The 24,217-nt window shown below is 72.1% G+C and carries 23 protein-coding genes; 11 read left to right on the top strand and 12 right to left on the bottom strand.

Annotated features, from left to right (window positions below):
- Window positions 1-123 precede the first annotated feature (123 nt).
- The 5 genes from ACFVJX_RS11725 to ACFVJX_RS11705 are packed head-to-tail and all read right to left on the bottom strand — an operon-like array spanning window position 124 to window position 5,732.
- Complete coding sequence (locus ACFVJX_RS11725; protein ID WP_384126337.1) at window positions 124-921, bottom strand: type III pantothenate kinase; 798 nt, start codon at window positions 919-921, stop codon at window positions 124-126.
- Window positions 921-1,955, bottom strand: a complete 1,035-nt coding sequence (nadC, locus tag ACFVJX_RS11720; RefSeq protein ID WP_384126336.1) for a carboxylating nicotinate-nucleotide diphosphorylase — start codon at window positions 1,953-1,955, stop codon at window positions 921-923. Before nadC ends, ACFVJX_RS11725 begins: the two co-directional genes overlap by 1 nt.
- A gap of 2 nt (window positions 1,956-1,957) precedes the next feature.
- Complete coding sequence (locus ACFVJX_RS11715; RefSeq protein WP_384126334.1) at window positions 1,958-3,715, bottom strand: L-aspartate oxidase; 1,758 nt, start codon at window positions 3,713-3,715, stop codon at window positions 1,958-1,960.
- Window positions 3,712-4,788: a pantoate--beta-alanine ligase gene (panC, locus tag ACFVJX_RS11710; protein WP_384126332.1), complete on the bottom strand. Its 1,077-nt coding sequence runs from the start codon at window positions 4,786-4,788 to the stop codon at window positions 3,712-3,714. Before panC ends, ACFVJX_RS11715 begins: the two co-directional genes overlap by 4 nt.
- Window positions 4,785-5,732, bottom strand: coding sequence for a Rossmann-like and DUF2520 domain-containing protein (locus tag ACFVJX_RS11705; RefSeq protein WP_384126330.1), 948 nt, complete (start codon window positions 5,730-5,732; stop codon window positions 4,785-4,787). The genes panC and ACFVJX_RS11705 overlap by 4 nt, the downstream gene beginning before the upstream one ends.
- Before the next feature lie 183 nt (window positions 5,733-5,915).
- On the opposite strand from ACFVJX_RS11705, the gene ACFVJX_RS11700 reads away from it, so the two are divergent.
- On the top strand, window positions 5,916-7,217 hold the full coding sequence (locus ACFVJX_RS11700) for a beta-eliminating lyase-related protein (RefSeq protein ID WP_384126328.1): 1,302 nt from the start codon (window positions 5,916-5,918) through the stop codon (window positions 7,215-7,217).
- An 86-nt stretch (window positions 7,218-7,303) separates the two neighbouring features.
- Window positions 7,304-8,416 (top strand): DUF5937 family protein, encoded by a 1,113-nt coding sequence (locus ACFVJX_RS11695; protein WP_384126326.1) that lies wholly within the window; start codon window positions 7,304-7,306, stop codon window positions 8,414-8,416.
- Window positions 8,417-8,443: 27 nt separating this feature from the next.
- On the opposite strand, the gene ACFVJX_RS11690 is transcribed toward ACFVJX_RS11695, so the two are convergent.
- Window positions 8,444-9,118, bottom strand: coding sequence for a response regulator (locus ACFVJX_RS11690; protein ID WP_384126324.1), 675 nt, complete (start codon window positions 9,116-9,118; stop codon window positions 8,444-8,446).
- Between the two features lie 101 nt (window positions 9,119-9,219).
- Window positions 9,220-10,428 carry a sensor histidine kinase gene (locus tag ACFVJX_RS11685; RefSeq protein ID WP_384126322.1) on the bottom strand — a complete coding sequence of 403 codons (1,209 nt, stop codon included), beginning with the start codon at window positions 10,426-10,428 and terminating at the stop codon, window positions 9,220-9,222.
- 96 nt (window positions 10,429-10,524) lie between these two features.
- Here ACFVJX_RS11685 and ACFVJX_RS11680 point away from each other — a divergent pair, with 96 nt between their 5' ends.
- Together ACFVJX_RS11680 and ACFVJX_RS11675 are read left to right on the top strand one after the other, a co-directional pair.
- On the top strand, window positions 10,525-11,547 hold the full coding sequence (locus ACFVJX_RS11680) for an SAM-dependent methyltransferase (RefSeq protein ID WP_384126320.1): 1,023 nt from the start codon (window positions 10,525-10,527) through the stop codon (window positions 11,545-11,547).
- Window positions 11,548-11,690: 143 nt separating this feature from the next.
- Window positions 11,691-12,833 carry an NADH-quinone oxidoreductase subunit D gene (locus tag ACFVJX_RS11675; RefSeq protein ID WP_384126318.1) on the top strand — a complete coding sequence of 381 codons (1,143 nt, stop codon included), beginning with the start codon at window positions 11,691-11,693 and terminating at the stop codon, window positions 12,831-12,833.
- A gap of 100 nt (window positions 12,834-12,933) precedes the next feature.
- Here ACFVJX_RS11675 and ACFVJX_RS11670 read toward each other — a convergent pair whose 3' ends face one another.
- From ACFVJX_RS11670 to ACFVJX_RS11655, 4 genes are all read right to left on the bottom strand, one after another.
- Window positions 12,934-13,956 carry a hypothetical protein gene (locus ACFVJX_RS11670; protein ID WP_384126316.1) on the bottom strand — a complete coding sequence of 341 codons (1,023 nt, stop codon included), beginning with the start codon at window positions 13,954-13,956 and terminating at the stop codon, window positions 12,934-12,936.
- A 149-nt stretch (window positions 13,957-14,105) separates the two neighbouring features.
- Window positions 14,106-15,083, bottom strand: a complete 978-nt coding sequence (locus tag ACFVJX_RS11665) for an ABC transporter substrate-binding protein (RefSeq protein WP_384126314.1) — start codon at window positions 15,081-15,083, stop codon at window positions 14,106-14,108.
- Window positions 15,084-15,152: 69 nt separating this feature from the next.
- Complete coding sequence (locus ACFVJX_RS11660) at window positions 15,153-15,827, bottom strand: ABC transporter permease (RefSeq protein ID WP_384126312.1); 675 nt, start codon at window positions 15,825-15,827, stop codon at window positions 15,153-15,155.
- Between the two features lie 4 nt (window positions 15,828-15,831).
- On the bottom strand, window positions 15,832-16,545 hold the full coding sequence (locus tag ACFVJX_RS11655; protein WP_384126310.1) for an ABC transporter permease: 714 nt from the start codon (window positions 16,543-16,545) through the stop codon (window positions 15,832-15,834).
- A 131-nt stretch (window positions 16,546-16,676) separates the two neighbouring features.
- On the opposite strand from ACFVJX_RS11655, the gene ACFVJX_RS11650 reads away from it, so the two are divergent.
- Window positions 16,677-17,864 carry a betaine/proline/choline family ABC transporter ATP-binding protein gene (locus tag ACFVJX_RS11650; RefSeq protein WP_384126308.1) on the top strand — a complete coding sequence of 396 codons (1,188 nt, stop codon included), beginning with the start codon at window positions 16,677-16,679 and terminating at the stop codon, window positions 17,862-17,864.
- Window positions 17,865-17,932: 68 nt separating this feature from the next.
- On the opposite strand, the gene ACFVJX_RS11645 is transcribed toward ACFVJX_RS11650, so the two are convergent.
- Window positions 17,933-19,054 carry an alpha/beta hydrolase gene (locus ACFVJX_RS11645; protein ID WP_384126307.1) on the bottom strand — a complete coding sequence of 374 codons (1,122 nt, stop codon included), beginning with the start codon at window positions 19,052-19,054 and terminating at the stop codon, window positions 17,933-17,935.
- A 139-nt stretch (window positions 19,055-19,193) separates the two neighbouring features.
- On the opposite strand from ACFVJX_RS11645, the gene ACFVJX_RS11640 reads away from it, so the two are divergent.
- The 6 genes from ACFVJX_RS11640 to ACFVJX_RS11615 all read left to right on the top strand — a co-directional run bounded on the left by ACFVJX_RS11640 (window position 19,194) and on the right by ACFVJX_RS11615 (window position 24,188).
- A complete protein-coding gene (locus tag ACFVJX_RS11640) occupies window positions 19,194-21,035 on the top strand; it encodes a phosphatidylglycerol lysyltransferase domain-containing protein (RefSeq protein ID WP_384126306.1) in 1,842 nt (613 codons plus the stop codon).
- Between the two features lie 93 nt (window positions 21,036-21,128).
- Entirely contained in the window at window positions 21,129-21,926 is a 798-nt protein-coding gene (gene folP, locus ACFVJX_RS11635; protein WP_384126356.1) for a dihydropteroate synthase, read from the top strand.
- Entirely contained in the window at window positions 21,923-22,405 is a 483-nt protein-coding gene (locus ACFVJX_RS11630) for a nuclear transport factor 2 family protein (protein WP_384126305.1), read from the top strand. Before folP ends, ACFVJX_RS11630 begins: the two co-directional genes overlap by 4 nt.
- 211 nt (window positions 22,406-22,616) lie before the next feature.
- Window positions 22,617-22,976, top strand: coding sequence for a dihydroneopterin aldolase (gene folB / locus ACFVJX_RS11625; RefSeq protein ID WP_384126304.1), 360 nt, complete (start codon window positions 22,617-22,619; stop codon window positions 22,974-22,976).
- Window positions 22,973-23,584, top strand: a complete 612-nt coding sequence (gene folK, locus ACFVJX_RS11620; RefSeq protein WP_384126302.1) for a 2-amino-4-hydroxy-6-hydroxymethyldihydropteridine diphosphokinase — start codon at window positions 22,973-22,975, stop codon at window positions 23,582-23,584. The genes folB and folK overlap by 4 nt, the downstream gene beginning before the upstream one ends.
- A gap of 118 nt (window positions 23,585-23,702) precedes the next feature.
- Window positions 23,703-24,188, top strand: coding sequence for a DUF3180 domain-containing protein (locus ACFVJX_RS11615; protein WP_384126301.1), 486 nt, complete (start codon window positions 23,703-23,705; stop codon window positions 24,186-24,188).
- Window positions 24,189-24,217: the final 29 nt, after the last annotated feature.

Below are 24,217 nucleotides of genomic sequence, written 5' to 3'. Positions count from 1 at the left end.
TCCGTAGGGCGTGGGCATGACGCGACAATACGTTCTAAATGGACAAAATCCGTTTAACTGGCCGTCGGCGGCGCGGCGGTCCGGCGGACCCCTCGCGCCGCCGGACCGCCGGGGCAACGGTTTTCAGAGGCGAGACACGTTGCGCTCGTACACCAGGCGCAGGCCGATGAGGGTGAGCCAGGGCTCGTGCTCGTCGATGACCGAGGACTCGCCCAGCACCATCGGAGCAAGGCCGCCCGTCGCGATGACGGTGACGTCGTCGGGGTCGGCGGCCAGCTCCTTCTTCATCCGCTCGACCACACCGTCGACCTGGCCGGCGAATCCGTAGATGATGCCCGACTGCATGGCCTCGACGGTGTTCTTGCCGATCACGCTCCGCGGCCGGGCCAGCTCGATCTTGCGCAGCTGCGCGCCCTTGACGCCGAGCGCCTCGACCGAGATCTCGATGCCGGGCGCGATGACACCGCCGGTGTACTCACCACGGGCGGAGACCGCGTCGAAGGTGGTGGCCGTGCCGAAGTCGACGACGATCGCCGGACCGCCGTACAGGTCGACGGCGGCGACCGCGTTGATGATGCGGTCCGCGCCGACCTCCTTCGGGTTGTCCATCAGGATCGGCACCCCCGTCTTGATGCCGGGCTCGACGAGGACCGCCGGGACGTCGCCGTAGTAGCGGCGGGTCACCTCGCGCAGCTCGTGCAGGACGGCCGGGACGGTGGAGCAGATGGCGATGCCCTCGATGCCGTCGCCCAGCTCCATGCCCAGCAGCGGATGCATGCCCATCAGGCCCTGGAGGAGCACGGCCAGCTCGTCGGCGGTGCGGCGGGCGTCGGTGGAGATCCGCCAGTGCTCGACGATCTCCTCACCGTCGAACAGACCGAGCACGGTGTGGGTGTTGCCGACGTCGATGGTGAGCAGCATCAGGCGCCGGCCCCGTCGGTGTCGCGGAAGTCCAGGCCGATGTCGAGGATCGGCGAGGAGTGGGTGAGCGCGCCAACGGCCAGGTAGTCCACACCGGCCTCGGCGTAGGCGCGGGCGGAGTCCAGCGCCAGCCGGCCGGAGGACTCCAGGAGCGCGCGGCCGCCGACCAGCGCGACGGCCTCGGCCGTCTGCGACGGGGTGAGGTTGTCCAGCAGGATCAGATCGGCGCCCGCGTCCAGCACCTCGATGACCTGCTGCAACGTATCGACCTCGACCTCGACCGGAAGATCCGGGAACTCGTCCCTGACCCGCTTGAAGGCCTCGGCGACACCGCCCGCCGCGATGACGTGGTTGTCCTTGACGAGCGCGGCGTCGGACAGCGACATGCGGTGGTTGACCCCGCCGCCGCAGCGCACCGCGTACTTCTCCAGGGCGCGCAGCCCCGGGGTGGTCTTGCGGGTGTCGCGGACCTTGGTCTTCGTGCCCTCGAGCACATCGGCCCAGGCGCGGGTGGCGGTGGCGATGCCGGAGAGCCGGCAGAGCAGGTTGAGCGCGCCGCGCTCGCCCGTGAGCAGGTCACGGGTGCGGGTGGTGACGGTCAGCAGCTTCTGGCCGGCGACGACGCGGTCGCCGTCCTCGACGTGCCGCTCGACCTCGAACTCGGACGTACAGACGATGGACAGAACGGCCTCGGCGACGTGCAGACCGGCCACCACGCCCGCCTCACGGGCGGTGAAGTCGCCGGTGGCCATGGCGTCCTCGGGCACGGTGGCGACGGTCGTGACGTCCACCCCGCCGTCGAGGTCCTCCGCGATGGCGACGTGCGCGACGTCCTCGACCTGGACCGGGTCGAGACCCGACTCGGCGAGGAGCTGGGCGAGCGCCGGGTCCAGCCCGCACTCGTCCTCGTAGCCCTCTCCCCCGCCGCAGCCGCAGCCGTCTCCGCAGCCGCCCGCGTCAGGTGCGGGCGCGCCGATCTGGATCAGCGGTACGTCCACGGGTGTGGGGCGCGGATTCTCTTCGGGCGTGCTCACGGTTACGGCTCCTCGGGAGTGGGGTGGGTGGTGCTTGCTGCTGCGCAGTCTGCTCGCCCGGACGGGCGTACGGGGCCGAATGCCTCGGTATCCGTCCGACGGAGGACCAGCGCCGAGGCAGGCCGCGTCTGCTGCCCGTCGGTGGTGAGCCGTACGACGAGGTGGTGGCGCCAGTTCTCGTCGTCGCGCTCGGGCCGGTCCTCGCGCCAGTGGCAGCCGCGGGTCTCCTCGCGCTGCCGGGCCGCCGCGACCAGGACCCGGGAGACCAGGAGCAGATTGGTGGCCTCCCAGCTCTCGACACCGGGCACCGCGAGCTTCGGCTCGGCCGCCCCCGCCTTCAGGGCCGCGCTGCGGTGCAGGTCCTCCAGCTCGTCGGCGGCGGTGGCGAGGCTGTCGGCGGAGCGCAGGACGCCGGCGCCGCGGGTCATGATGCGCTGGATCGTGCCCCGGGCCTCGGGGGCGAGCAGCGGCGCGGTCACCGGGTGCGGGACGGCTGCCGCGGCGCCCGCGCGGGGGCGGTCCGTGACGATGTCGGCCGCGATGCGCTCGGCGAACACGAGTCCTTCGAGGAGCGAGTTGGAGGCCAGCCGGTTGGCGCCGTGCACACCGGTGCAGGCGACCTCGCCGCAGGCGTAGAGACCGGGCACGGTCGTACGTCCCCGCAGATCGGTGCGGATGCCGCCGGAGGCGTGGTGCGCGGCCGGGGCGACGGGAATCGGCTCGGTGACCGGGTCGATGCCGTGGGCGCGGCAGGCCGCCAGGATGGTGGGGAAGCGCTGCTCCCACATCTCGGCGCCGAAGTGCCGGGCGTCGAGGTACATGTGCTCGGTGCCGTGCAGCTGTGTCTGGCGGATGATCGCCTTGGCGACGATGTCGCGCGGGGCCAGTTCGGCCAGTTCGTGCTGTCCGAGCATGAAGCGCGTGCCGTGCGCGTCGACGAGATGGGCGCCCTCGCCCCGTACCGCTTCCGAGACGAGCGGCTGCTGCCCCTCGGAGCCGCTGCCGAGGAAGAGGACCGTGGGGTGGAACTGGACGAATTCGAGGTCCGAGACCTCCGCACCGGCCCGCAGCGCGAGCGCCACGCCGTCGCCGGTGGATACGGGCGGGTTGGTGGTGGCGGAGAAGACCTGGCCCATGCCGCCGGTGGCGAGGACCACCGCGGGTGCGTGGACCGCGCCGACGCCGTCGTGCTGGCCCTCGCCCATGACGTGCAGGGTGACGCCGGCCGTGCGGCCTTCGGCGTCGGTCAGCAGATCGAGGACCAGGGCGTTCTCGACGGTGTGCAGGGCCGCCGAGCGGACCGCCTCGACCAGGGCGCGGGAGATCTCCGCACCGGTCGCGTCGCCGCCCGCGTGGGCGATGCGGCGGCGGTGGTGGCCGCCCTCGCGGGTCAGCGCGATGTCGCCGTCGTCCGTGGTGTCGAAGTGCGCGCCGATCCCGATCAGCCGCCGCACGGCGTCGGGGCCCTCGGTGACGAGCGTGCGCACCGCCGCCTCGTCGCACAGGCCCGCGCCCGCGACCAGGGTGTCGTCGAGATGCTGCTCGGGGGTGTCGCCCTCGCCGAGGGCCGCGGCGACGCCGCCCTGGGCCCAGCGGGTCGAGCCGTCGTCGAGCCGGGCCTTGGTGACGACGACGGTGGCGAGGCCCGCGGCGGCGCAGCGCAGCGCGGTGGTGAGGCCGGCCACGCCGGAGCCGACCACCACGACGTCGGCGTCGATGGACCAGCCGGGGGCGGGGGCGGTCAGCCGTATTCCGGTCACGAGGTGGCTCCGAAGGTCAGCGGGATGTTGTCTATGAGCCGGGTGGCGCCCACTCGGGCGGCGACGGCCAGTACGGCGTCCCCGGCGGTGTGGTCGTCGGGGATCTCGGTGAAGTCCGCCGGATCCACCAGCGCCACGTAGTCGAGGGCGAGCGGGGGCTGTTCGGCCGCCGCCTCGTCCAGGACGGCGCGGGCGGCGGCGCGCACCGCGGCGGGTCCGCCGTCGGGCCTGGCGCGGGCGACCGCCTGCGCGTCGGCGGCAAGCCGGGCCTCGCCGAGCCGGATGAGCCCGGCGGCCCTGTCCTCGCCCGCCCCGCCGGCCAGCGCGCGGGCGTGCAGCGCCTGCTGGGCGGCCAGCCGGTCGCGGGCCGCGAACAGGGCCCTGGACAGGGCGAGCGCGGTGCGGCGCTCGTGCGGGTCGAGGAAGCGGTTACGGCTGGAGAGCGCGAGCCCGTCGGGCTCCCTCGCCGTCTCCACGCCCACGATCTCCACGGGGAAGTTCAGATCGCGCACCATGCGGCGGATCAGTGCCAGTTGCTGCGCGTCCTTCTGTCCGTAGAACGCGAGGTCCGGGCGGGTGAGGTGGAGCAGCTTGGCGACGACGGTGAGCATCCCGTCGAAGTGCCCGGGGCGCGAGGCGCCTTCGAGGCGCTCGCCCATCGGGCCGGCCGAGATGCGGACCTGCGGTTCCCCGCCCGGGTAGACCTCGTCGCCGGAGGGGGCGAAGACGACGTCGGCACCGGCCGCTCCCGCGAGGGCGAGATCGGCGTCGAGGGTGCGGGGGTAGCGGTCCAGGTCGGCCGCCTCCCCGAACTGGAGCGGGTTGACGAAGACGGTGACGACGACCTGTCCGGCCCGGCCGACGACGGCGCGTGCGGTGCGTATCAGGGAGGCGTGGCCCTCGTGCAGGGCGCCCATGGTCATCACGACGGCGCGCTCGGGCCGGGTGCGGCCGGCGTCGGCGGGGGCGTCGGCCGGACGGCCGTCGGCGGGGGCGTACGCGTGGCCATCCGCGGGGGCGTACGCGTCGAGTTCCGCGGCGGTGCGGAGCAGGGTGGCGGCGGGGCCGGTCATCGGGACTCCTCCCGTCCGGTGCCGCCGGTGCGGCCGCCGTCGCCCAGGACCCCGAGCAGGTCCTCGGCGAGCTCCGGCTTGAGCATGCCGTGGGCGAGCGCGCGGTCGGCGGTGGCCCGGGCCATCGCGATGTATCCGGCCACCGTCTGCGGGGCGTGGGTGCGCAGCTCCCCGATGTGCGCGGCGACCGTGCCCGCGTCACCGCGGGCGACCGGGCCCGTGAGGGCGGCGTCACCGGAGCGCAGGGCGTTGTCCAGGGCGGCGCCCAGGAGCGGGCCGAGCATCCGGTCGGGGGCGGCGACCCCCGCCGTGCGCAGCAGCTCCATCGACTGGGCGACCAGAGTGACCAGGTGGTTCGCGCCGAGGGCGAGAGCCGCGTGGTAGAGCGGGCGGGACTCCTCGGCGATCCACTCGGGCTCGCCGCCCATCTCGATGACCAGCGCCTGGGCCGCCAGCCTCAGCTGTTCGGGTGCGGTGACGCCGAAGGAGCAGCCGGCCAGCCGCTGCACGTCCACGGATGTGCCGGTGAACGTCATCGCCGGGTGCAGGGCCAGCGGCAGGGCGCCGGCCCGCAGCGCGGGGTCCAGCACCTTCGTGCCGTAGCGCCCGGAGGTGTGTGCGATGAGCTGTCCCGGCCGGACGGCGCCGGTCTCGGCGAGGCCCTCCACCAGGCCCGGCAGGGCATCGTCGGGGACGGTGAGCAGGACGAGCTCGGCGCGCGCCAGCACCTCGGCGGGCGTCACCAGGGGGACGTCGGGGAGCAGGGTCGCGGCGCGGCGCACCGAGGCGTCGGAGACACCCGAGACGGCGACCGGGCGATGCCCCGCGAGCTGCAGGGCTGCGGCAAGGGCGGGGCCGACACGGCCCGCGCCGACGACGCCGACGGTGAGGCGGGCGGGGCGGTCCCTCGCGTCGAGGGGGTCCTTGGGGGCTGTTGCGTTCACTCGGCAGTGGCCTTCCGTTCCAGTCCGCGGGGGGTACCGGACGATTTCTCTGCATGCTACGCCAGCGTTTCGTGCGGCTCCCGACTGTCCACAGGCTGTGGGAAACCCCGGGCCCCGGCGGGGTGAACGGAGCCTCGGAACAACTCCGTGGGCCGCGGCCCCGTTCTGCGTGATGATCGTCCCATGGCAGACATGAACGAGCAGGTGCACGACGAGGGCGAGCAGACGCGTGACGAGGGCGAGCAGGCGCGTGGCGAGGACCAGCAGGCGCGTGGCGAGGGCGAACAGGCGCGTGGCGAGGACGAGCAGGCGCGTGGCGAGGCGGACGGACAGTCCGGCGATGCTGACGACGCCCAGCGGCTCCGCCGGATCGCCGCATGGCGGCAGGCCCGGCGGATCCTGCACCGGGAGCCGCAGGACCGCACGCTCGGCGAGCAGCTGAGCGCGCTGGCCGCCGACGCCGGCACGCTCACGGACCTCGGCAGGCCCGGGGACATCTACGGCGACGGCGTCGTCGCCGAGCTGGAGCAGCGGATTGCCGAGGTGCTGGGCACGGAGGCCGCCGCGTTCTTCCCGACCGGGACGATGGCCCAGCAGGTGGCGCTGCGGTGCTGGGCCGGGCGCACCGGCAACCCGACGGTGGCGCTGCATCCGCTCGCCCACCCCGAGGCACACGAGCGCGGCGCGCTGGGGACGGTGAGCGGGCTGCGTACCGTCCACCCGACGTCCGCGCCGAGGCTGCCCACGGCACAGGAGATCCGTGACTTCGAGGAACCGTTCGGCACCCTGATGCTGGAGCTGCCGCTGCGGGACGCGGGCTTCGTCCTGCCCACCTGGGAGGAGCTGGAGGCCGTGGTGGCGGCAGCCCGCGAACGGGACGCGGTGGTCCACTTCGACGGGGCGCGGCTGTGGGAGTGCACCTCCCGGTTCGGGCGGGAGCTGCCGGAGATCGTCGCGCTCGCCGACAGCGTGTACGTGTCGTTCTACAAGACCCTCCGCGGGATCTCCGGGGCGGCGCTCGCCGGCTCCGCCTCACTGATCGAGGAGGCCCGCACCTGGCGCCACCGGTACGGCGGCCAGCTCTTCCAGCAGTTCCCCGCGGCGCTCTCCGCCCTGAGCGGCCTGGACCGGGAGCTGCCGAAGCTGCCGTCGTACGTGGCGCAGGCGCGGACGGTGGCCGCGGCGCTGGTCGAGGGATTCGAGGAGGCCGGTGCCGGCTGGTTCCGGGTCCATCCCGAACCTCCGCACACGCATCAGTTCCAGGTGTGGCTGCCGTACCCGGCCGACGTGTTGACGGAGGCGTCGGTGCTGCATGCGCAGGAGACGGGCGTGGCGCTCTTCCGCCGCTGGTTCCCGGCACCCGCCGGGCCTCCCGGGATCTCCGTCACCGAGGTCACGGTCACGACCGCCGGACTGGAGTGGACGGCGGCCGATGTGAGGGCGGCGACGGCCGAGTTCCTGAAGCGGGTGGCCCAGCAGGCGTGAGGCCGGCGCGGCGGGCCGCCGATTGACGCCGGCCGTCAATCGGGATCCGGCCCGCCGCGCTCACCCCGCACCATGGAGGGGTGAGCGTGAGCATCGACATCGCGGGGCTGGACCCCGGCCGCATCGTCTTCGAGACCTCCCCCCTCGCCGAGCTGGGGCTCGCCCTGCACGCGCTCTCCGAGCCGGGGCACCACCCGGGGCTGCACGGCTGGGCGACGGCCACCACCACGTCGCTGGAGCCGGACCTCGCCGACCGGCTGCACGAGGCGGAGTTCCTCTGGCGGAACTCGTTCTCGGACATCTTCATGCCGTTCGCCGGGGTCCGCGGCGGGAACGGCAGGACGGGCGCCGACCTCGCCGAGGACCTGGACATCCTGGACCGGCTGGACGACGAGCGCTTCGTCGCCGCGGCCCTGGAGTTCACCTGCGCCAGCCTGTACGGGACCGGTGCGCCCTCGCCCCTCGTCGACGCAGGGATGCGGGCCCGCGCCCTGGACATGGCGGCGGCGCGCGGCCCGCAGCAGGCGGAGTTCACCCAGCAGCTGCTGGCCGACCCCGCCTCCGTGCGCCGCTGGATCCGGCGCCTCTTCGAGGACTGCGACGAGGCCTTCTTCGCGGACACCTGGCAGCGGGCCAGGGTCCAGCTGGTGGCCGACGCCCGGCACAAGACGGATCTGCTGCGGCACAAGGGGCTCGGCGAGGCGATGGACGCGGTGTCCACGGCGGTGTCGCTCGACGCGACCGGGGACCGCATCCTCATCGACAAGCTGACCGAGGGCTCGGCCGGTGCCACGGATCCGGCCGTCGGGGCCGGGATCACGTTCATCCCGACCAGCTTCGGCTGGCCGCACCTGATGGTCCTGCACGCACCGGGCTGGCGGCCGGTGATCCACTACCCCGTGCACCGCCCCCAGCTGCCCTCCCCCGCCTCCGTCGAGCTGCTCCAGCTGCGGATGGAGGCACTGGCCCACCCGATGCGGATGCGGCTGTGCCGCAACATCGCCCGCTCCCCGTACACGACCGGGGAACTCGCCGACACGAACGGCATCACGGCCCCCGAGGTCTCCCGCCACCTCACGGTGCTCAAGAAGGCCGGCCTGGTCACGACCCGGCGGCGCGGCCGCTACGTACTGCACCAGCTGGACCTGACGGTGGTGGCCCGGCTCGGCAGCGACTTCCTGGAGGGAATCCTGCGCTGACGGCACCCGCCGGGGGGCGGCCCGTTCTCAGCCCGCCCCGCCGCCGGCCCGCACCAGTCCGGTCTCGTACGCGAGGACGACGACCTGCACGCGGTCGCGCAGGCCCAGTTTGGTCAGGATGCGGCCGACGTGCGTCTTCACGGTGGCCTCGGAGAGCACCAGCCGGGCCGCGATCTCGCCGTTCGACAGTCCCTGGGCGACCAGCAGCATCACCTCGCGCTCGCGTTCGGTGAGCTTGGCGATGTCCTTGTGGCGCGGCTCGGCCGTACCGCTCGGCAGCATCGGCGAGAAGCGGTCGAGCAGCCGCCGGGTGGTGGACGGGGCGACGACCGCGTCACCGCTGTGCACGGAACGGATCGCGGCGAGCAGTTCGCCCGGCGGCACGTCCTTGAGCATGAACCCGCTGGCCCCGGCCTTCAGCCCGGAGAACGCGTACTCGTCGAGGTCGAACGTCGTCAGGATCAGCACCTTGGGCGCCCCCGGCTCCGCACAGATGCGACGGGTGGCCTCGACGCCGTCCAGCCTCGGCATCCGCACGTCCATCAGCACGACGTCGACGGCGGTGGAGCGGAGGTTCTCGATCGCCTCCACGCCGTCGCCGGCCTCGGCGACGACGTCCATGTCCGGCTGCGCGGCCAGCACCATCCGGAAGCCGGTGCGCAGCAGTACCTGGTCGTCGACGAGCATCACGCGGATCGCCATGGGGTCCCTGTCTCCTGTTTCGTTCTGCGGTCGCGGTCTGCGGTCGCGGTTCACGGTCGCGGTCTGCGGTCTCTCATGGACGGGCCGGGCCGGGCCGGGCGCTAGTTGGCCGGCTTGAGCGGCAGCAGCGCGCTGATCCGGAACCCGCCACCGGGGCGCGGTCCGGCGTCCAGCGTGCCGCCGACCATGCCGACCCGCTCGCGCATGCCGATCATCCCGTGGCCCGCGCCGTCGGCGCCGCCGTCCTCGTACAGCTCGTGCGCGGCACCCCTGCCGTCGTCCTCCACCAGCAGGCCGAGCCCGTCGTCGAAGTACACCAGCCGCACGCTGGCCCCCGCGTTCGGGCCGCCGTGCTTGCGGGTGTTGGTCAGCGCCTCCTGAACGATGCGGTACGCGGTCAGCTCGACGCCACTGGGCAGCGGGCGCGGGGTGCCCTCGATCTTGAAGTCGACGGCCAGTCCGGACTGCCTGACCTTGTCGACCAGGTCCTCGATCTGCTCGACGTCCGGCTGCGGGACGTACTCCCCGCTCTCCCGCACATCGCCCGTCCGCAGCACCCCGAGCAGCCGCCGCATCTCCGCGAGCGCCTGCCTGCCGGTGCTGGAGATGGTCTCCAGTGCCTGCCGCGCCTGGTCGGGCGCGGCATCCATGACGTAGGCGGCGCCGTCGGCCTGCACCACCATCACCGAGACGTTGTGCGCGACGACGTCGTGCAGCTCACGGGCGATACGGGCCCGCTCGGCGGCCACCGCCACCTTCGACTGCGCCTCGCGCTCCCGCTCCAGCCGGGCCGCCCGCTCCTCCAGCTGGTCGAAGTAGGCCCGCCGGGTCCGCATCGAGTCCCCGAGCACCCAGGCCAGCACGAACGGAACCGTCAGTACGACGACGAGGAACAGCTCCTGCGGCCAGCCGCCCGGCTCCGTGTTGGGCCAGCGGAGCTGGGAGAGACCTGCCGCGCCCAGACTGCACGTCAGGGCGAGCCGGGACGCCCAGCGCTCGCCGACGGTGGCCACGGTGAACGTGATCACCAGCATCGCGAAGTTCGCGGTCGTCGGCCTGACCCCGAACGCCAGCTGCGCGACGCCCATCGCGATGGCGAGCAGCAGCATCTTCTCGGGCGCGCGGCGGCGCAGGGCGACGACGACGCTGAGACCGATGACGATCGGCACGATGGCGACGCGCTCTCCGCGCCCGCCGTGGCCGACATCGCCCACGACGATGGTCATGCCGGAGATCCCGAGGAGGAAGACAGCCCAGAAGGTGTCGACGCCCGTCGGGTGTCTGCGGATGAAATCGTAGAGGCGCTGCACGTAACCCAGCGTAGGGACAGGCGACAGGTGCATGGGTCAGCCAAAGGGCCGATCCGGGTTCCGAGACCGTACTCCCCAAGGTGGAGACTTGGATACGTGACGGATGACTGGCGCGGGTGGCAGGAGGCGGCCGAGACCGCTTTGTACGGGGACGGGGGGTTCTACCGGAGCCCCGAGGGGCCCGCGGGCCATTTCCGTACGTCCGTACACGCCTCCCCGCTGTTCGCGGCGGCCGTCGCCCGGCTGCTGGTCAGGACGGCCGGAGAGCTCGGCACCGACACGGTGGACCTGGTGGATCTGGGGGCCGGACGCGGAGAGCTGGTGACGGGGGTCCTCGCGGCGCTGCCGGCCGAGGGCGGTGCCGGTCTCACGGTCCGGGCGTACGCCGTGGAGCTCGCCGCGCGCCCCCTGGGCCTGGACCCCCGGGTGGAGTGGTGCGCGGAGCCGCCACAGGGCGCGCGCGGGCTGCTGTTCGCCAACGAGTGGCTGGACAACGTGCCGACGCCGGTCGCCGAGACGGACCGGGACGGCGTCGACCGTTACGTCCTGGTCCGGCCGTCGGACGGTACGGAGCGGCTGGGCGATCCGGTGGACGGGCCGGATGCCCGTTGGCTGGGCCGCTGGTGGCCGTCGGCCGGGCCGGGCGGCCGGGCGGAGATCGGCCGCCCGCGCGACGAGGCGTGGGCGGGTGCGGTGTCCACGCTGTCCGCCGGGGTCGCGGTGGCGGTGGACTACATGCACCTACGGGAGGCCAGGCCGCCCTTCGGCACCCTGACGGGCTTCCGGGCGGGCCGCGAGGTGCGGCCGGTGCCGGACGGCAGTTGCGACCTCACCTCGCACGTGGCGCTGGACGCGTGTGCGGCGGCGGGCGGGCCGGCCGCGGATCTCCGCCCCCAGCGCGAGGCACTGCGCGACCTCGGGGTCCGCGGGGACCGGCCGCCGCTGTCCCTCGCGTCGAGCGACCCGGCGGCCTACGTGCGGGCCCTGGCGGGTGCGGGCGAGGCAGCGGAACTGACCGCCCGGGGCGGCCTGGGCGACTTCGGCTGGCTCACCCAACGGGTGCCCCCGTCCCCGGGACCACCGACGCTCGACGCGCACCCCGGCCACACCGGCACTTGAGGCGCGCCCCAGCCCCGCCTGCGGATGATCCCGGACCCCAGCCGCGCCTCCGACCAGCGGGGATACCGAACCGGCGCGGATCCGTCGGCCCGATTCACGAGGGCCCTGGGGCGCGGGATCATCCGCAGGGAATACTGGGCCGCATGACGGAGACGACAGTCGGCATCGGCGGCGCGGCGGAGAGCACCGACATGGTGCTCAACATCGGCCCGCAGCACCCCTCCACGCACGGCGTGCTCCGGCTGAGGATCGTCCTGGACGGCGAACGCATCCAGCACGCCGAACCGGTCATCGGCTACATGCACCGCGGCGCGGAGAAGCTCTTCGAGGCCCGCGACTACCGCCAGATCGTGATGCTCGCCAACCGCCACGACTGGCTGTCGGCGTTCTCCAACGAACTGGGCGTCGTCATGGCCGTCGAGCGCATGCTCGGCATGGAGGTGCCGGAGCGCGCGGTCTGGACCCGCACCCTGCTCGCCGAGCTGAACCGGGTCCTCAACCACCTGATGTTCCTCGGCTCGTACCCGCTGGAACTCGGCGGCATCACCCCGGTGTTCTACGCGTTCCGGGAGCGCGAGGAGCTCCAGGCCGTGATGGAGGAGGTCTCCGGCGGCCGGATGCACTACATGTTCAACCGGGTCGGCGGCCTCAAGGAGGACCTCCCGGCGGGCTGGCTCGGCCGCGCCAGGGATGCCGTCGCCTCGGTGCGCTCCCGGATGGGCGTGTACGACGAACTGGTGCTCGGCAACGAGATCTTCCGGGGCCGCACCCGCGGAGTGGGCGTGCTGTCGGCCGGGGCGGTGCACGCGTACGGGGTGTCCGGGCCGATCGCCCGCGCCTCCGGCGTCGACTTCGATCTGCGGCGCGACGAGCCGTATCTCGCGTACGGGGAGCTCCAGGACACCCTGAAGGTCGTCACCCGCACCGAGGGCGACTGCCTGGCCCGCTTCGAATGCCTGCTGGACCAGACGCACAACGCCCTGGACCTCGCGGACGCCTGCCTGGACCGGATGGCCGGCCTCGCGCCCGGCCCGATCAACCAGCGGCTGCCCAAGGTGCTGAAGGCCCCGGAGGGCCACACCTACGCCTGGACGGAGAACCCGCTCGGCGTCAACGGCTACTACCTGGTCTCCAAGGGCGAGAAGACTCCGTACCGGCTGAAGCTCCGCTCGGCCTCGTTCAACAACATCCAGGCGCTCACCGAGCTGCTGCCCGGCACTCTGGTCGCCGACATGGTGGCGATCCTGGGCTCGCTGTTCTTCGTCGTCGGCGACATCGACAAGTAGCCGTCCCTACGGCCGAAGAACGAAGACCGGGACCTGGAACCGGCTGCCGGCGACCGGCGACCGGCGACCCGAAACCAGCGACCGGCGACCGGCGACCGGCCTACGAGATCGCGCTGCGCAGCTCCGCCACGTCCAGCTGCTCGGTCTCGTCGTGCGCGGTCAGGTCGATGACCTTGCCGACGGCCCGGTTGTCCGCCGTGCCCGTGCGGTGCGCGGCCAGCGCCTCCTCGCCCACCACATCGGCGAGGTCCTCGTTCTGCACGGACTCGATCGCGGCGTGCGCCTTCTGCGTACCGAAGAAGTCGAAACTGCCCTGCGGCACCAGATGGCGGCGCGCCGCCGCGTACGGAACGACCGCACTGGCGGCCGGCGCGGGGCGCTGGGCGGGCAGTGCCTGGGCCGGCCGGGGCGCGGGCAGGGCGGCCGGGCGGCGGTGCTGCTCGCCGCCCGTCGGGGCGCCGGCGGGCGCGGCCGCCGCATGCCTTCCCCGCGGCTCCTCCGCCGCCCGGGACCGCTCCGCGAGATCGCGCTTCCTGGCCTCCTCCGCGGTGCGCCGGGCCTCCTGGAGCGCCCTGTTGCGGCTGAGGTCCTCCAACGCCTGTGCGGCGCGCAGATATCCGGCCGGGGTCGGGGTGCTGCGGGCCGCGGGCAGTTCGCGGGGCGGCGCGGACGCCTCCAGGGCGAGCTGCCGACGGCTCTCCAGCACACTGGCGCGCTCGGTCTCCGCGTTGGCGTACCGCCGCAGCAACGCGGCGTGCTCGCCGCGCAGTCCGGCGAGCTCGACGCGCTTGCGGCGCAGCTTCGTCTCCAGACGGGCGCGCAGTTCGCGCGACTCCTCCAGATCGGCCTCGATCTCCGCTATGCGTTCCTCGGCGCGCCACTCGTCGCTCGTGCGGGCGCGCGTGAGGTCCGCGACGCGACGGCCGGCCTCCCGGTCCCAGCTGCGCATCAGATACGCGCCGGTGAGGGCGGCGGCCGCAGCGGCGGCGACCAGGGCACGCAGGACCAGCGGCTCGGCGAGCAGCCAGGCTCCCGCGGCACAGAGAACCGAGGCTCCGGCCACGACCGAAGGCGGCAGGATTCTGTGCAGAGGTGGCGAATGGCGATGGCGTCCACGTGGCATGGCCTGAAATTTACCGTGCATACGGCCTGCTTGGGGGGCCGCCCGGCAATCTGTTCCCCGCCGGTTACCTGACGGCCCCCGAACCGCTCACTCCGCACACCCGGCCGGGAGTTCCCGCGGGCGTTCCCGCGGGCCTTCCCGGACCTCCGCTACTTCTTGATCAGACCCTTCGACTGAAGGTATTCCTTGGCCGCGTCCGCCGGCTTGGCACGCTCGGCGTCGACCTTGCGGTTCAGTTCCGCCAGGTCCTCGGTGGTGAGCGCCCCGGTGAGTTTGCCCAGTGCGTCGGCGATGTCCTGGGCGCCCGCGTCCTTGGCATTGACGACCGGGAGAATGTTGTCCGCGTTCTGGAGCTTCTTGTCGTCCTCCAGGAACACCAGGTCGTAGGTGTCCAGCACGCCGTCCGTCGTGGTGGTGAGGACCAGCTGGTCCTTGCCGTCCTTGACCGCCTGCTTGGACTGCGGGGTGCCCACACCCTTGGGGTCGATACCGGAGACGTCGATGCCGTAGGTCTTCTTCAGCCCGGGTGCGCAGAACGGCCGCACCTCGCACTCGTCACCCGCCGCGATCTTCACCGCGACCTTGGAGGCGCCGAGGTCCGAAAGGGTCTTGAGCTTGTTCTTCGAGGCGAATTCCTTGGTGACCGCGAAGGCGTTCTGGTCGAGCGCCTTACCGGCCGGAAGCACCTTCAGTCCGCGCGGCGCGGCGAGCTTCTCCAGTGCGGCGACGGTGGCCGCTGTGTCGCCCGAGGCGACCGGCTTCGACTCGGCCGCCTTCGCCCCGTTCGCCTTGGCGTTGAGGAATTCGGCGATCGTCGCCGCGTATTCCGGTACGACGTCGATCTCACCCTTCTCCAGCGAGGGTTCGTACAGTTCACGGTTCTTCACCGTGGTGATCGAGGTGTTGTATCCGGCGTCCGCCAGGATCTGCGCGTACAGCTCACCGAGCACCTTGGACTCGGTGAAGGCGGCGGCGCCGATGACGAGCGAGCCCTTCTTCCCGGAGTCGCCACCGCCGGCCGGAGCCCCCTTGTCCTTCTCCAGGCTGTCGCCGCCGCAGGCGGCGAGCGAGCCCGCCAGCGCGACGATGCCGATGACCGCGCCGGCTATGCGCGAGGTCTTGCTCATGTTGTTCTCCGTCCACGGCAACAGGGCCATATGCGATATGCGGTGTGGGTTGCGTAAAGCGGCCGGGGCTCACGCCGTCCGGCGGCGGCGAAGGGGTGACAGCAGCCGGTCGAGGACGACCAGCACCGCCTCCACCAGCAGGGCGAGTACGGCGACCAGCAGTGCCCCCGCGACCACCTGCGGGGTGTTGTACGTGTTGAAACCGAGGGTGATGATCCGTCCGAGACCGCCCTGGCCGACCATCGCGGCGATCGTCGCCGTGGCCACCACCTGGACCGCGGCCGAGCGCAGCCCAGTCATGATCATCGGATAGGCCAGTGGCAGTTCGACGCGTACGAAGAGCTGGCCGCCCGACATGCCCATCCCGCGTGCGGCCTCCGTCACCGAACGGTCCACCTCGGTCATCCCGACGTAGGCGTTGGTCAGCAACGGCGGCACGGCGAACAGCACCAGGGCGATGACGGTGGGCGCGTATCCGCTGTTGCGCAGCGGCGAGACCATGAAGAGTCCCAGCACCGCGAAGACCGGGACCGCCCGGCCCACGTTGGAGATGTTGACGGCCAGCGCGCCGCCCTTGCCTATGTGTCCCAGGTAGAGCGCGATGGGCAGGGCTATCGCGCAGGACAGCGCGAGCGCCACCCCGCTGACGTACAGGTGCTCACCGAGCCGGTGGGTCACCCCGCTCTCCCCCGACCAGTTGGCGCCGGTGGTGAGCCAGGTCCAGGCCTCGCCGAGAACTCCCATGGGGTCAGACCGCCTTCGCCGTGCCGGCCGCGTCCACGGCGTCGTGGGTGCTTGATATGCGGGTCCACGGGGTCAGCAGCCGCTGCACGCCGAGCAGCAGCAGGTCCGCGACCACCGCGAGCAGTACGCAGAGCACCGACGCGGCCAGCACCTGAGCCTTGAAGAAGCTCGGGAGCGCGTCGTCGATGAGGTTGCCGAGACCGCCCCGGCCGACGATCGAGCCGATCGTCGTCAGCGCGACCGTGGAGACCGTGGCGATCCGTATACCGGCCATCAGCGCGGGCATGGCGAGCGGCAGCTCCACCTCCCACAGCAGCCGGGCGGGGCCGTAACCCATTCCCCGCGCGGCCTCCTTCGCCTCCTGGGGCACCGCTTCGAGGCCCGCCAGGATGTTCCGCACGAGAATGGTCAGCGAATACAGCACCAGGCCGGTGACCACGAGCGCGGCGGAGAGCCCGAAAAGCGGCAGCAGCAGCGCGAACATGGCGAGCGACGGCACGGTGTAGAGCACCGTGGTCAGCCCGAGGACCGGTCCGGCGAACCGCCGGCTGCGGCGGGCGAGCAGGGCCAGCGGAAATGCCACGGCAACACCGATCGCCACCGAGACCGCGGTGATCCAGATGTGCTGGACCGTCGCGTCGGTCAACTCCTGGCTGCGGGAACGGAGATACTCCCCGCAGATCCAGTCGTTCGTCACCAGGCAGTTCTGTCCGGCCATCCGTCCCCCCACCTCCCGGTCACTCACTCGTACTGATGTCCGGCGAGCCTATCCTCGACCACTGACAATCGCCGAGGCCGTTGTATTCCAGCAACATGTCCTTCACAGAACACGCGCCACAATGGGGACCCATGATCCGTTTCGAGCACGTCACCAAGCGGTATGCGGACGGCACCACCGCCGTCGACGATCTTTCCTTCGAGGTCGCCGAGGGTGAACTCGTCACGCTCGTCGGACCCTCGGGGTGCGGCAAGACGACCACCATGAAGATGGTGAACCGGCTGATCGAACCGACCGAGGGACGGATATTCCTCGACGGGGACGACATATCGGCCATCGACCCCGTCCAACTGCGGCGCCGTATCGGCTACGTAATCCAGCAGGTCGGTCTGTTTCCACACAGAACGGTCCTGGAGAACACCGCGACCGTCCCCCATCTTCTCGGCTGGAAACGGGGAAAGGGCCGCGAACGCGCGGCGGAACTCCTCGATCTGGTCGGACTTGATCCTTCCGTTTATGGCGACCGATATCCGGAGCAGCTCTCCGGCGGTCAGCGCCAACGCGTGGGCGTGGCAAGGGCGCTGGCCGCCGACCCGCCCGTGCTGCTGATGGACGAGCCTTTCGGCGCGGTCGACCCGGTCGTCCGGGAACGGCTGCAGAACGAATTCCTGAAGCTCCAGGCACAGGTCCGCAAGACCGTGCTGTTCGTCACGCACGACATCGAGGAGGCCGTCCGCCTCGGCGACCGCATCGCCGTCTACGGACAGGGCTCGATCGAGCAGTTCGACTCACCGGCCACCGTGCTCGGCGCCCCCGCCACCGACTACGTCGCGGACTTCGTCGGCGCGGACCGCGGACTCAAGCGGCTCTCGGTCACCCCCATCGAGGAGAGCGACCTCGACCAGCCGCCGGTCGTCCACCTCGACGACCCGCTGGCCACGGCGACCGAGCGGCTGCGCACACAGGGCGCGCGCTGGGCCGTCGTGCTGGACGCCGACGACCATCTGCACGGCTGGATCCCGGCCGGTGACGCGATCGGCGGCGCCAAGGGCACCGTGCGCGAGCACGCCCGCCGGATGGAGGCCTGGCTGCCCGTCGGCGCCCCGCTCAAGCAGGCGTTCGCCACCATGCTCCAGCACGACGCCGGCTGGATCGCCGTCATCGACAAGGAGAGCGCGGGCCGGTTCCTGGGCGTGCTCACCCCGGCCCGCCTCCATGAGGCCCTGCGCCGCTCGATCGACGCGGACGACCGGGCCGTGCCGCGCGCCGAGGTCGCCGTGGAGAGCGTGGCGAGCGTGGCCAAGACCGCGGACCGCTGAGGGCGGCCCGAGCCGGGCCCGGGTCCTGTGTGCCGGGGCCGGGACACAGCCCAGGGCCCCGGCTCCGCTCAGTTCTCGCTGAGCCGGCTGCTCATCCACTCCAGCGCGGCCGGGATCTCCCGGCGCCAGGTGTTGAAGTTGTGCCCCCCGCTGCCGAGCACGATCGACGAGGCCTGGGCGGGTGCTTTGACCTTGGCCAGGAACCGCCGCGTGTCGGCGTAGTTCGCCTCGCCGTGGCGGGAGGTCGTCACCAGGAAGGACGAGTCCGGCAGCGGGCGATGGTCCAGCGTCCACAACAGGTCGGCGCGTTCGCGCGCCCGCGGGTCGCCGTGGAAGAGGTCACCGGTCGTCGGGTCCTCGGCCGCCTTGTAGTACGCGGAGAGGCCCGCACTCGCCGTGAACCTGCCCGGGTGGTGCAGCCCGATCTTCAGGGCGCAGTAGCCGCCGGTCGAGTTGCCGATGATGCCCCAGTTACGGGCGTGCCGGCCGACCCGGTACGCGGTCGAGATCGCCGGGGGCAGGTCCTTCGCGAAGAAGGTCTCCGTCTGCGGACCACCCTTTATGTCCACGCACTCGGTGTCCCGGGGCGGCGCCACCGTCGGCCGCAGCATCACCAGGACCATCGGCTGCGACCGCCCCGCCCTCACCCGGTCGAGTGCCGTGCGCGGGTACCGCAGCCCCTTGATGAGGTTCTCCGAAGTACCCGGGTAGCCGGTGAGCACCACGACCGCGGGGAACTTCCGCCGGGCGAAGGCCGGCTGGAAGTACTCCGGCGGCAGGTACACGTAGGCCGCGCTCTCGATCTTCGAGTGCCGCCCCGCGATCACCACCTTGTCGATGCGACCGCCCCTGGCGGGCAGCGCCCCGCCCGGCACGTCGGGCCGCTGCGTCCCCACCCGGACGATGTTCTTCGCGGCCAGCGTCCCGGCCGCGTGGTCGGTGACCACGCCCAGCTCCTGCTTCTTGCCGAACAGGTCCGCCCAGGAGCCGTAGAAGAGGAACGAGTTGTTGGCCATCAGACCCACCGAGGCGAAGACCGCCACCTGGGTCGCCAGCAGCAGTCCGACCCGGCCGAACACCATGGGCACACTGCGCCGGGCGAACCGCGGCCAGAGCCAGATCGTGACGGCGAACAGCGCGACGGCCAGTGCGATCGCCAGGATCAGCACTGCCTTGCCGGTAAGGCCCATGACGGTTGAACTTTCTGTCAGGAAATTTCCGGGATACGGGTGAACCCGCAGCCCGGAAGGCTCGTCCTAGAAGTCGCACATCGTCCGCAGGGCTCAGGCCGACGGACTCCAAGAATCTCTCGCGGAACCACGGGAAGCGATGTCTGTCACGCTAGATGGGGATAAATCGGGATCGGTTCCGAGTAGCGCACGTAAGTTCGTGCGCGGACCGCGACCGGAGACCGTACCGGTGCTCGTCGGCACCGCCTGCACCGTAGTCGGACTGGTCGACGTCGCCGCCGGCGTCTTCCCGCGCTTCCGCCACAGCCGGATGCACACCCTCGCCGAGGTGCTCCCGGGCGCCCTCGGACCCTTCGCCGCCGCGCTCTCGCTGAGCGCCGGCGTCCTGCTGCTGCTCCTGGCCCACGGCCTCAAACGGCACAAACGGCGGGCCTGGCGGGCCGCCGTCGTACTGCTCCCGGCCGGCGCGCTGTCCCAGTTCGTCTACCGGCACTCGGTGCTCGGCGTACTCGTATCGCTGACGCTGTGTTACCTGCTGGTACGCCACCGGAGTGAATTCGCCGCGCTCCCCGACCCGCGCAGCCGTTGGAGGGCCCTGGCCAACTTCGTCCTCCTCGGCGCGGGTTCGCTCGGCCTCGGCCTGGTCATCGTCAGCGTCCACCCCGGCCGTCTGGTCGGGAACCCGAGCATCGCCGACCGGCTCCAGCACGTGCTGTACGGACTGTTCGGCTTCGAGGGCCCGGTCGACTACGCCGGTGTCACCTCCTGGACGGTGGGCTACTCGCTCGGCGCCCTCGGCCTGCTGACCGCCGTCACCACCATCTACTTCGCGTTCCGCCCCGAACACCCGGCCGCCCGCCTCACCGAGGACGACGAGGACCGGCTGCGCACACTGCTGGACCGGCACGGCCGCCGCGACTCGCTCGGCCACTTCGCGCTCCGCCGCGACAAGGCCGTCGTCTTCTCCCCCAGCGGCAAGGCCGCCGTCTGCTACCGCGTGGTCTCCGGGGTGATGCTGGCCAGCGGCGACCCGATCGGCGACGTGGAGGCCTGGCCGGGCGCCATCGAACGGTTCATGGACGAGGCCAGGGCCCACTCCTGGACACCGGCCGTGATGGGCTGCAGCGAGACCGGTGGCGAGGTCTGGACCCGCGAGACCGGGCTCGACGCACTGGAACTGGGCGACGAGGCGGTGGTGGATGTCGCGGATTTCTCCCTCGCCGGACGTGCGATGCGCAACGTGCGCCAGATGGTCAAGCGCATTGAACGCGGCGGTTACGAGACCCGGGTCCGGCGCGTGGCCGACATCGGCGAGGCCGAACTGGCCCGCATCCGCCGGGCAGCGGCCGACTGGCGCGGCACCGACAACGAGCGCGGCTTCTCCATGGCGCTCGGCCGGATCGGCGACGGCGCCGACGGGGACTGCTTCATCGCCACCGCCCACAAGGCCGACGAGCAGGCCGCCGAATCCCCGTACGGCGATCTGAAGGCCGTGCTCCACTTCGTCCCCTGGGGCACCGACGGAATGTCCCTGGACCTCATGCGCCGCGACCGCGCCGCCGACCCGGGGATGAACGAGCTGCTGATCGTCGCCTCGCTCCAGGCCGCGCCCCGGCTCGGCATCGACCGCGTCTCGCTGAACTTCGCGATGTTCCGCTCCGCACTGGCCCGCGGCGAGAAGCTGGGCGCAGGACCGGTGCTGCGGATCTGGCGCGGACTGCTGATCTTCCTGTCGCGCTGGTTCCAGATCGAGTCGCTGTACAAGTTCAACGCCAAGTTCCGGCCGCGCTGGGAGCCCCGTTTCGTGGTCTACCGCACCGCCCGGGACCTGCCCCGGATCTCACTGGCGGCCATGCAGGCCGAGGGCTTCGTCAGCTTCGCCCTCCCCCGTCCGCTGGCCCGCCGGCTGTCCGGCGGCGGGCGCCGTCCGTGCGCGCACGCGTCGGCCACCACCGGGGAGCCCGGCGCCCACGCGGCGTGACCGGCCCCCTGGCGGGCCTACGCTGGTCGTATGAGTACGTTGCGTGGACGAGGCACGGTCCAGGGCCTGCCGGAGTGGGACCGCTGTGCGGTCATGGGTGTCGTCAATGTGACCCCCGACTCCTTCTCCGACGGGGGCCGCTGGTTCGACACCACGGCGGCCGTCAAGCACGGTCTCGATCTGGTCGGCGAGGGCGCCGACCTGGTCGATGTCGGCGGTGAGTCGACCCGCCCCGGCGCCAGCCGGGTGGACGAGTCCGAGGAGCTGCGACGGGTGATACCGGTCGTCCGCGGGCTGGCTTCGGAAGGGGTCACGGTCTCCGTGGACACCATGCGGGCCCGGGTCGCCGAGCAGGCCGTCGCCGCGGGCGCGGTCCTCGTCAACGACGTGAGCGGCGGGCTCGCCGACCCGGACATGATCCCGGTCGTCGCAGCCGCCGCGGTGCCCTTCGTCGTCATGCACTGGCGCGGATTCAGCGAGTCCATGAACAGCAGGGCGGTGTACGGGGACGTCGTCCCCGAGGTCGTCGACGAGCTGCGGACCCGGATGGACGCGGTCGTGGCGGGCGGTGTCGCCGCCGAACGGATCGTGATCGACCCGGGCCTCGGCTTCGCCAAGGACGCCGGCCACGACCTCTCGCTCATCGCCCGCCTGGACGCACTGCACGAGCTGGGCCGCCCGCTGCTGGTCGCCGCCTCCCGGAAGCGGTTCCTGGGCCACGTACTGGCCGGGGCGGGCGCCGCCCCGCCGCCCGCCCGCGAACGTGACGCGGCCACCGCCGCCATCTCAGCCATCTCCGCCCGTGCCGGCGCCTGGGCCGTCCGGGTCCACGAGGTACGCGCCACCGCCGACGCCGTACGCGTCGCCCGCGCCGTCGAAGGAGCCGCGTGAACGAGCCGCAGGACGAGCACGCGGCCGCGGCCGCCGACATCGAGGCCGTCGAACAGGCCAACACCGCCTTCTACGAGGCACTGGAGCGCGGGGACCTCGACGAACTCACGGGCCTCTGGCTGCCCGGCGAGGACCTCACCGTCTCCTGCGTCCACCCCGGCTGGCCGGTCCTCACCGGCCGCGGAGAGGTGCTTCGCAGCTACGCCCTGATCATGGCGAACACCGAGTACATCCAGTTCTTCCTGACCGATGTCGGGGTCTCCATGACGGGCGACACCGCCCTGGTGACCTGCACCGAGAACATCCTCAGCGGCGGTCCGGCCGAGGAGGGCAGCTCGCTGGGGCCGCTCGTCGGCCAACTGGTGGTCGCCACCAATGTGTTCCGGCGCACACCGGACGGCTGGAAGCTGTGGTCCCACCACGGTTCTCCCGTACTGGCCGAAACCGGTGAGGAAGAGGACGAGGAGTCACCCTCCTGAACGGGTACAAGCCCGGTGGAGGGTCGAAAAACAACTCCCCTGGATTGGGATCGGGCACATCCGGGTATCAGCGGCTACCAGCCCCGTGCGGTCAGCCGCCGCCCCCGCGGGCGAGTGCTGTCGGTGCTCGCAGGTAGATTCGAACGAGGGCAGGCGGCCGCCCGCACGCGGACCCGTGCCCTCACGACCAACAACAGCAGGAGTGATTCGCGTGGATCGTGTCGCGCTGCGCGGCCTCAAGGCCCGTGGGCACCATGGCGTCTTTCCCCGGGAACGGGAAGAGGGACAGACGTTCATCGTGGACCTGGTGCTCGGCCTGGACACCCGCCCCGCGGCAGCCGCCGACGACCTGACGAAGACCGTGCACTACGGCGTGGTCGCGGAGGAGGTCGTCGACGTCGTAAGGGGCGAACCGGTCGACCTGATCGAGACGCTCGCGGAGCGCATCGCCCAGCAGTGCCTCAAGCACGAAGGCGTCGAGGAGGTGGAGGTCGTGGTGCACAAGCCGGATGCGCCCATCACCGTCCCCTTCGACGACGTCACCATCACCATCACCCGGAGCCGAGCATGACTGCATTTTCTACCGAGGGGCAGAGCGACCCGACCGTACAGCCGGTTCCCGCCTCCGTGGTCGAGCAGGTGGACGCCGCGGACATCACCCTCTCCAACCCGAAACGCGCCGTGATCTCCCTCGGCTCCAATCTCGGCAACCGCCTGGAGACGCTCCAGGGCGCCATCGACGCCCTGGAGGACACCCCGGGCCTCCGGGTCAAGGCCGTCTCCCCGGTGTACGAGACGGAGCCGTGGGGCGTCGACCCCGGTTCCCAGCCCGCGTACTTCAACGCGGTGGTGGTCGTGAAGACGACGCTGCCCCCGTCCTCCCTCCTGGAGCGCGGCCAGGCCATCGAAGAGGCCTTCGACCGGGTCCGCGAGGAACGCTGGGGTCCGCGCACCATCGACGTCGACATCGTGGCGTACGCCGACGTGGTCTCCGACGACCCGGTGCTCACGCTCCCGCACCCCCGCGCCCGCGAGCGCGCCTTCGTCCTCGCCCCGTGGAACGACGTGGACCCGGCGGCCCAGCTGCCCGGCGTCGGCCCGGTCGCCGATCTGCTGGCCGGTGTCGGCCGCGGCAGCGTGCTGCCCCGAGCCGACCTGGAACTCCGTCTGCCCGAGTAGTCGTTAGGCTCACAGAAGACAGCAGCACAGTCAGAGGTACGGCAGGCGGCCCTGCCGGCAGGACCCGGCGGTAGCGCCGGAAGGACAGACCCACAGGCGGCGAAGGGCGGCTCACCCGGTGAAGCAACTACGGCTCGGGGTACTTGCCGGGCTCTTCGCCGCCGCCGGGGTGCTGTCCTGGGGCGGCGCCCGCCTCTGGGACTCCTTCGGAACCCTGCCGGGCGTGCCCCTGGCCGCTCCCATCGTGCTCGCGGTGATCGCCGTCGTCCTGCTCGCCACGGCGCTCTCCATCCGCGCCCGGCTGCGCGCCCAGCGCGAGCGCCGTCCGGGAGCCAAGGGCGTCGAACCGATGATGGCGGCCCGCGCCGTGGTCTTCGGCCAGGCCAGCGCCCTCGTCGTCGCCCTGGTCTCCGGGGTGTACGGCGGCACCGGCGTCTTCCTGCTCGGCTCGCTCGACATCCCGCCCCGCCGCGACCAGGCGATCTACGCCGGCTTCGCGGTCTTGGCCGGCATCGCGGTGATCGCGGCGGCCCTGTTCCTGGAGCACGTCTGCAAGCTCCCGGGCGACGAGGACGACAACAACAAGAACGCGGCGGCGGCGTAGCCGACCGCCGTGCGTCCGTCCGCCCGCAC

Origin of the sequence: Streptomyces sp. NPDC127177, from assembly GCF_042672475.1 — a bacterium.
GTDB lineage: Bacteria > Actinomycetota > Actinomycetes > Streptomycetales > Streptomycetaceae > Streptomyces.
The sequence above is the reverse complement of the archived record's forward strand: the minus strand, read 5'-3'. Positions and strand labels throughout refer to the sequence as shown.

Excerpts from the sequence above, each read along its gene's own strand:
- ACFVJX_RS11700 (WP_384126328.1), top strand. The coding sequence starts at position 5,916 with ATGGCAGACATGAACGAGCAGGTGCACGACGAGGGCGAGCAGACGCGT.
- ACFVJX_RS11675 (WP_384126318.1), top strand. The coding sequence starts at position 11,691 with ATGACGGAGACGACAGTCGGCATCGGCGGCGCGGCGGAGAGCACCGAC.
- ACFVJX_RS11645 (WP_384126307.1), bottom strand. The coding sequence starts at position 19,054 with ATGGGCCTTACCGGCAAGGCAGTGCTGATCCTGGCGATCGCACTGGCC.
- ACFVJX_RS11665 (WP_384126314.1), bottom strand. The coding sequence starts at position 15,083 with ATGAGCAAGACCTCGCGCATAGCCGGCGCGGTCATCGGCATCGTCGCG.
- ACFVJX_RS11725 (WP_384126337.1), bottom strand. The coding sequence starts at position 921 with ATGCTGCTCACCATCGACGTCGGCAACACCCACACCGTGCTCGGTCTG.
- ACFVJX_RS11650 (WP_384126308.1), top strand. The coding sequence starts at position 16,677 with ATGATCCGTTTCGAGCACGTCACCAAGCGGTATGCGGACGGCACCACC.
- ACFVJX_RS11655 (WP_384126310.1), bottom strand. The coding sequence starts at position 16,545 with ATGGCCGGACAGAACTGCCTGGTGACGAACGACTGGATCTGCGGGGAG.
- folK (WP_384126302.1), top strand. The coding sequence starts at position 22,973 with ATGACTGCATTTTCTACCGAGGGGCAGAGCGACCCGACCGTACAGCCG.
- ACFVJX_RS11640 (WP_384126306.1), top strand. The coding sequence starts at position 19,194 with ATGTCTGTCACGCTAGATGGGGATAAATCGGGATCGGTTCCGAGTAGC.
- folP (WP_384126356.1), top strand. The coding sequence starts at position 21,129 with ATGGGTGTCGTCAATGTGACCCCCGACTCCTTCTCCGACGGGGGCCGC.
- ACFVJX_RS11670 (WP_384126316.1), bottom strand. The coding sequence starts at position 13,956 with ATGCCACGTGGACGCCATCGCCATTCGCCACCTCTGCACAGAATCCTG.
- ACFVJX_RS11660 (WP_384126312.1), bottom strand. The coding sequence starts at position 15,827 with ATGGGAGTTCTCGGCGAGGCCTGGACCTGGCTCACCACCGGCGCCAAC.
- ACFVJX_RS11690 (WP_384126324.1), bottom strand. The coding sequence starts at position 9,118 with ATGGCGATCCGCGTGATGCTCGTCGACGACCAGGTACTGCTGCGCACC.
- panC (WP_384126332.1), bottom strand. The coding sequence starts at position 4,788 with ATGACCGGCCCCGCCGCCACCCTGCTCCGCACCGCCGCGGAACTCGAC.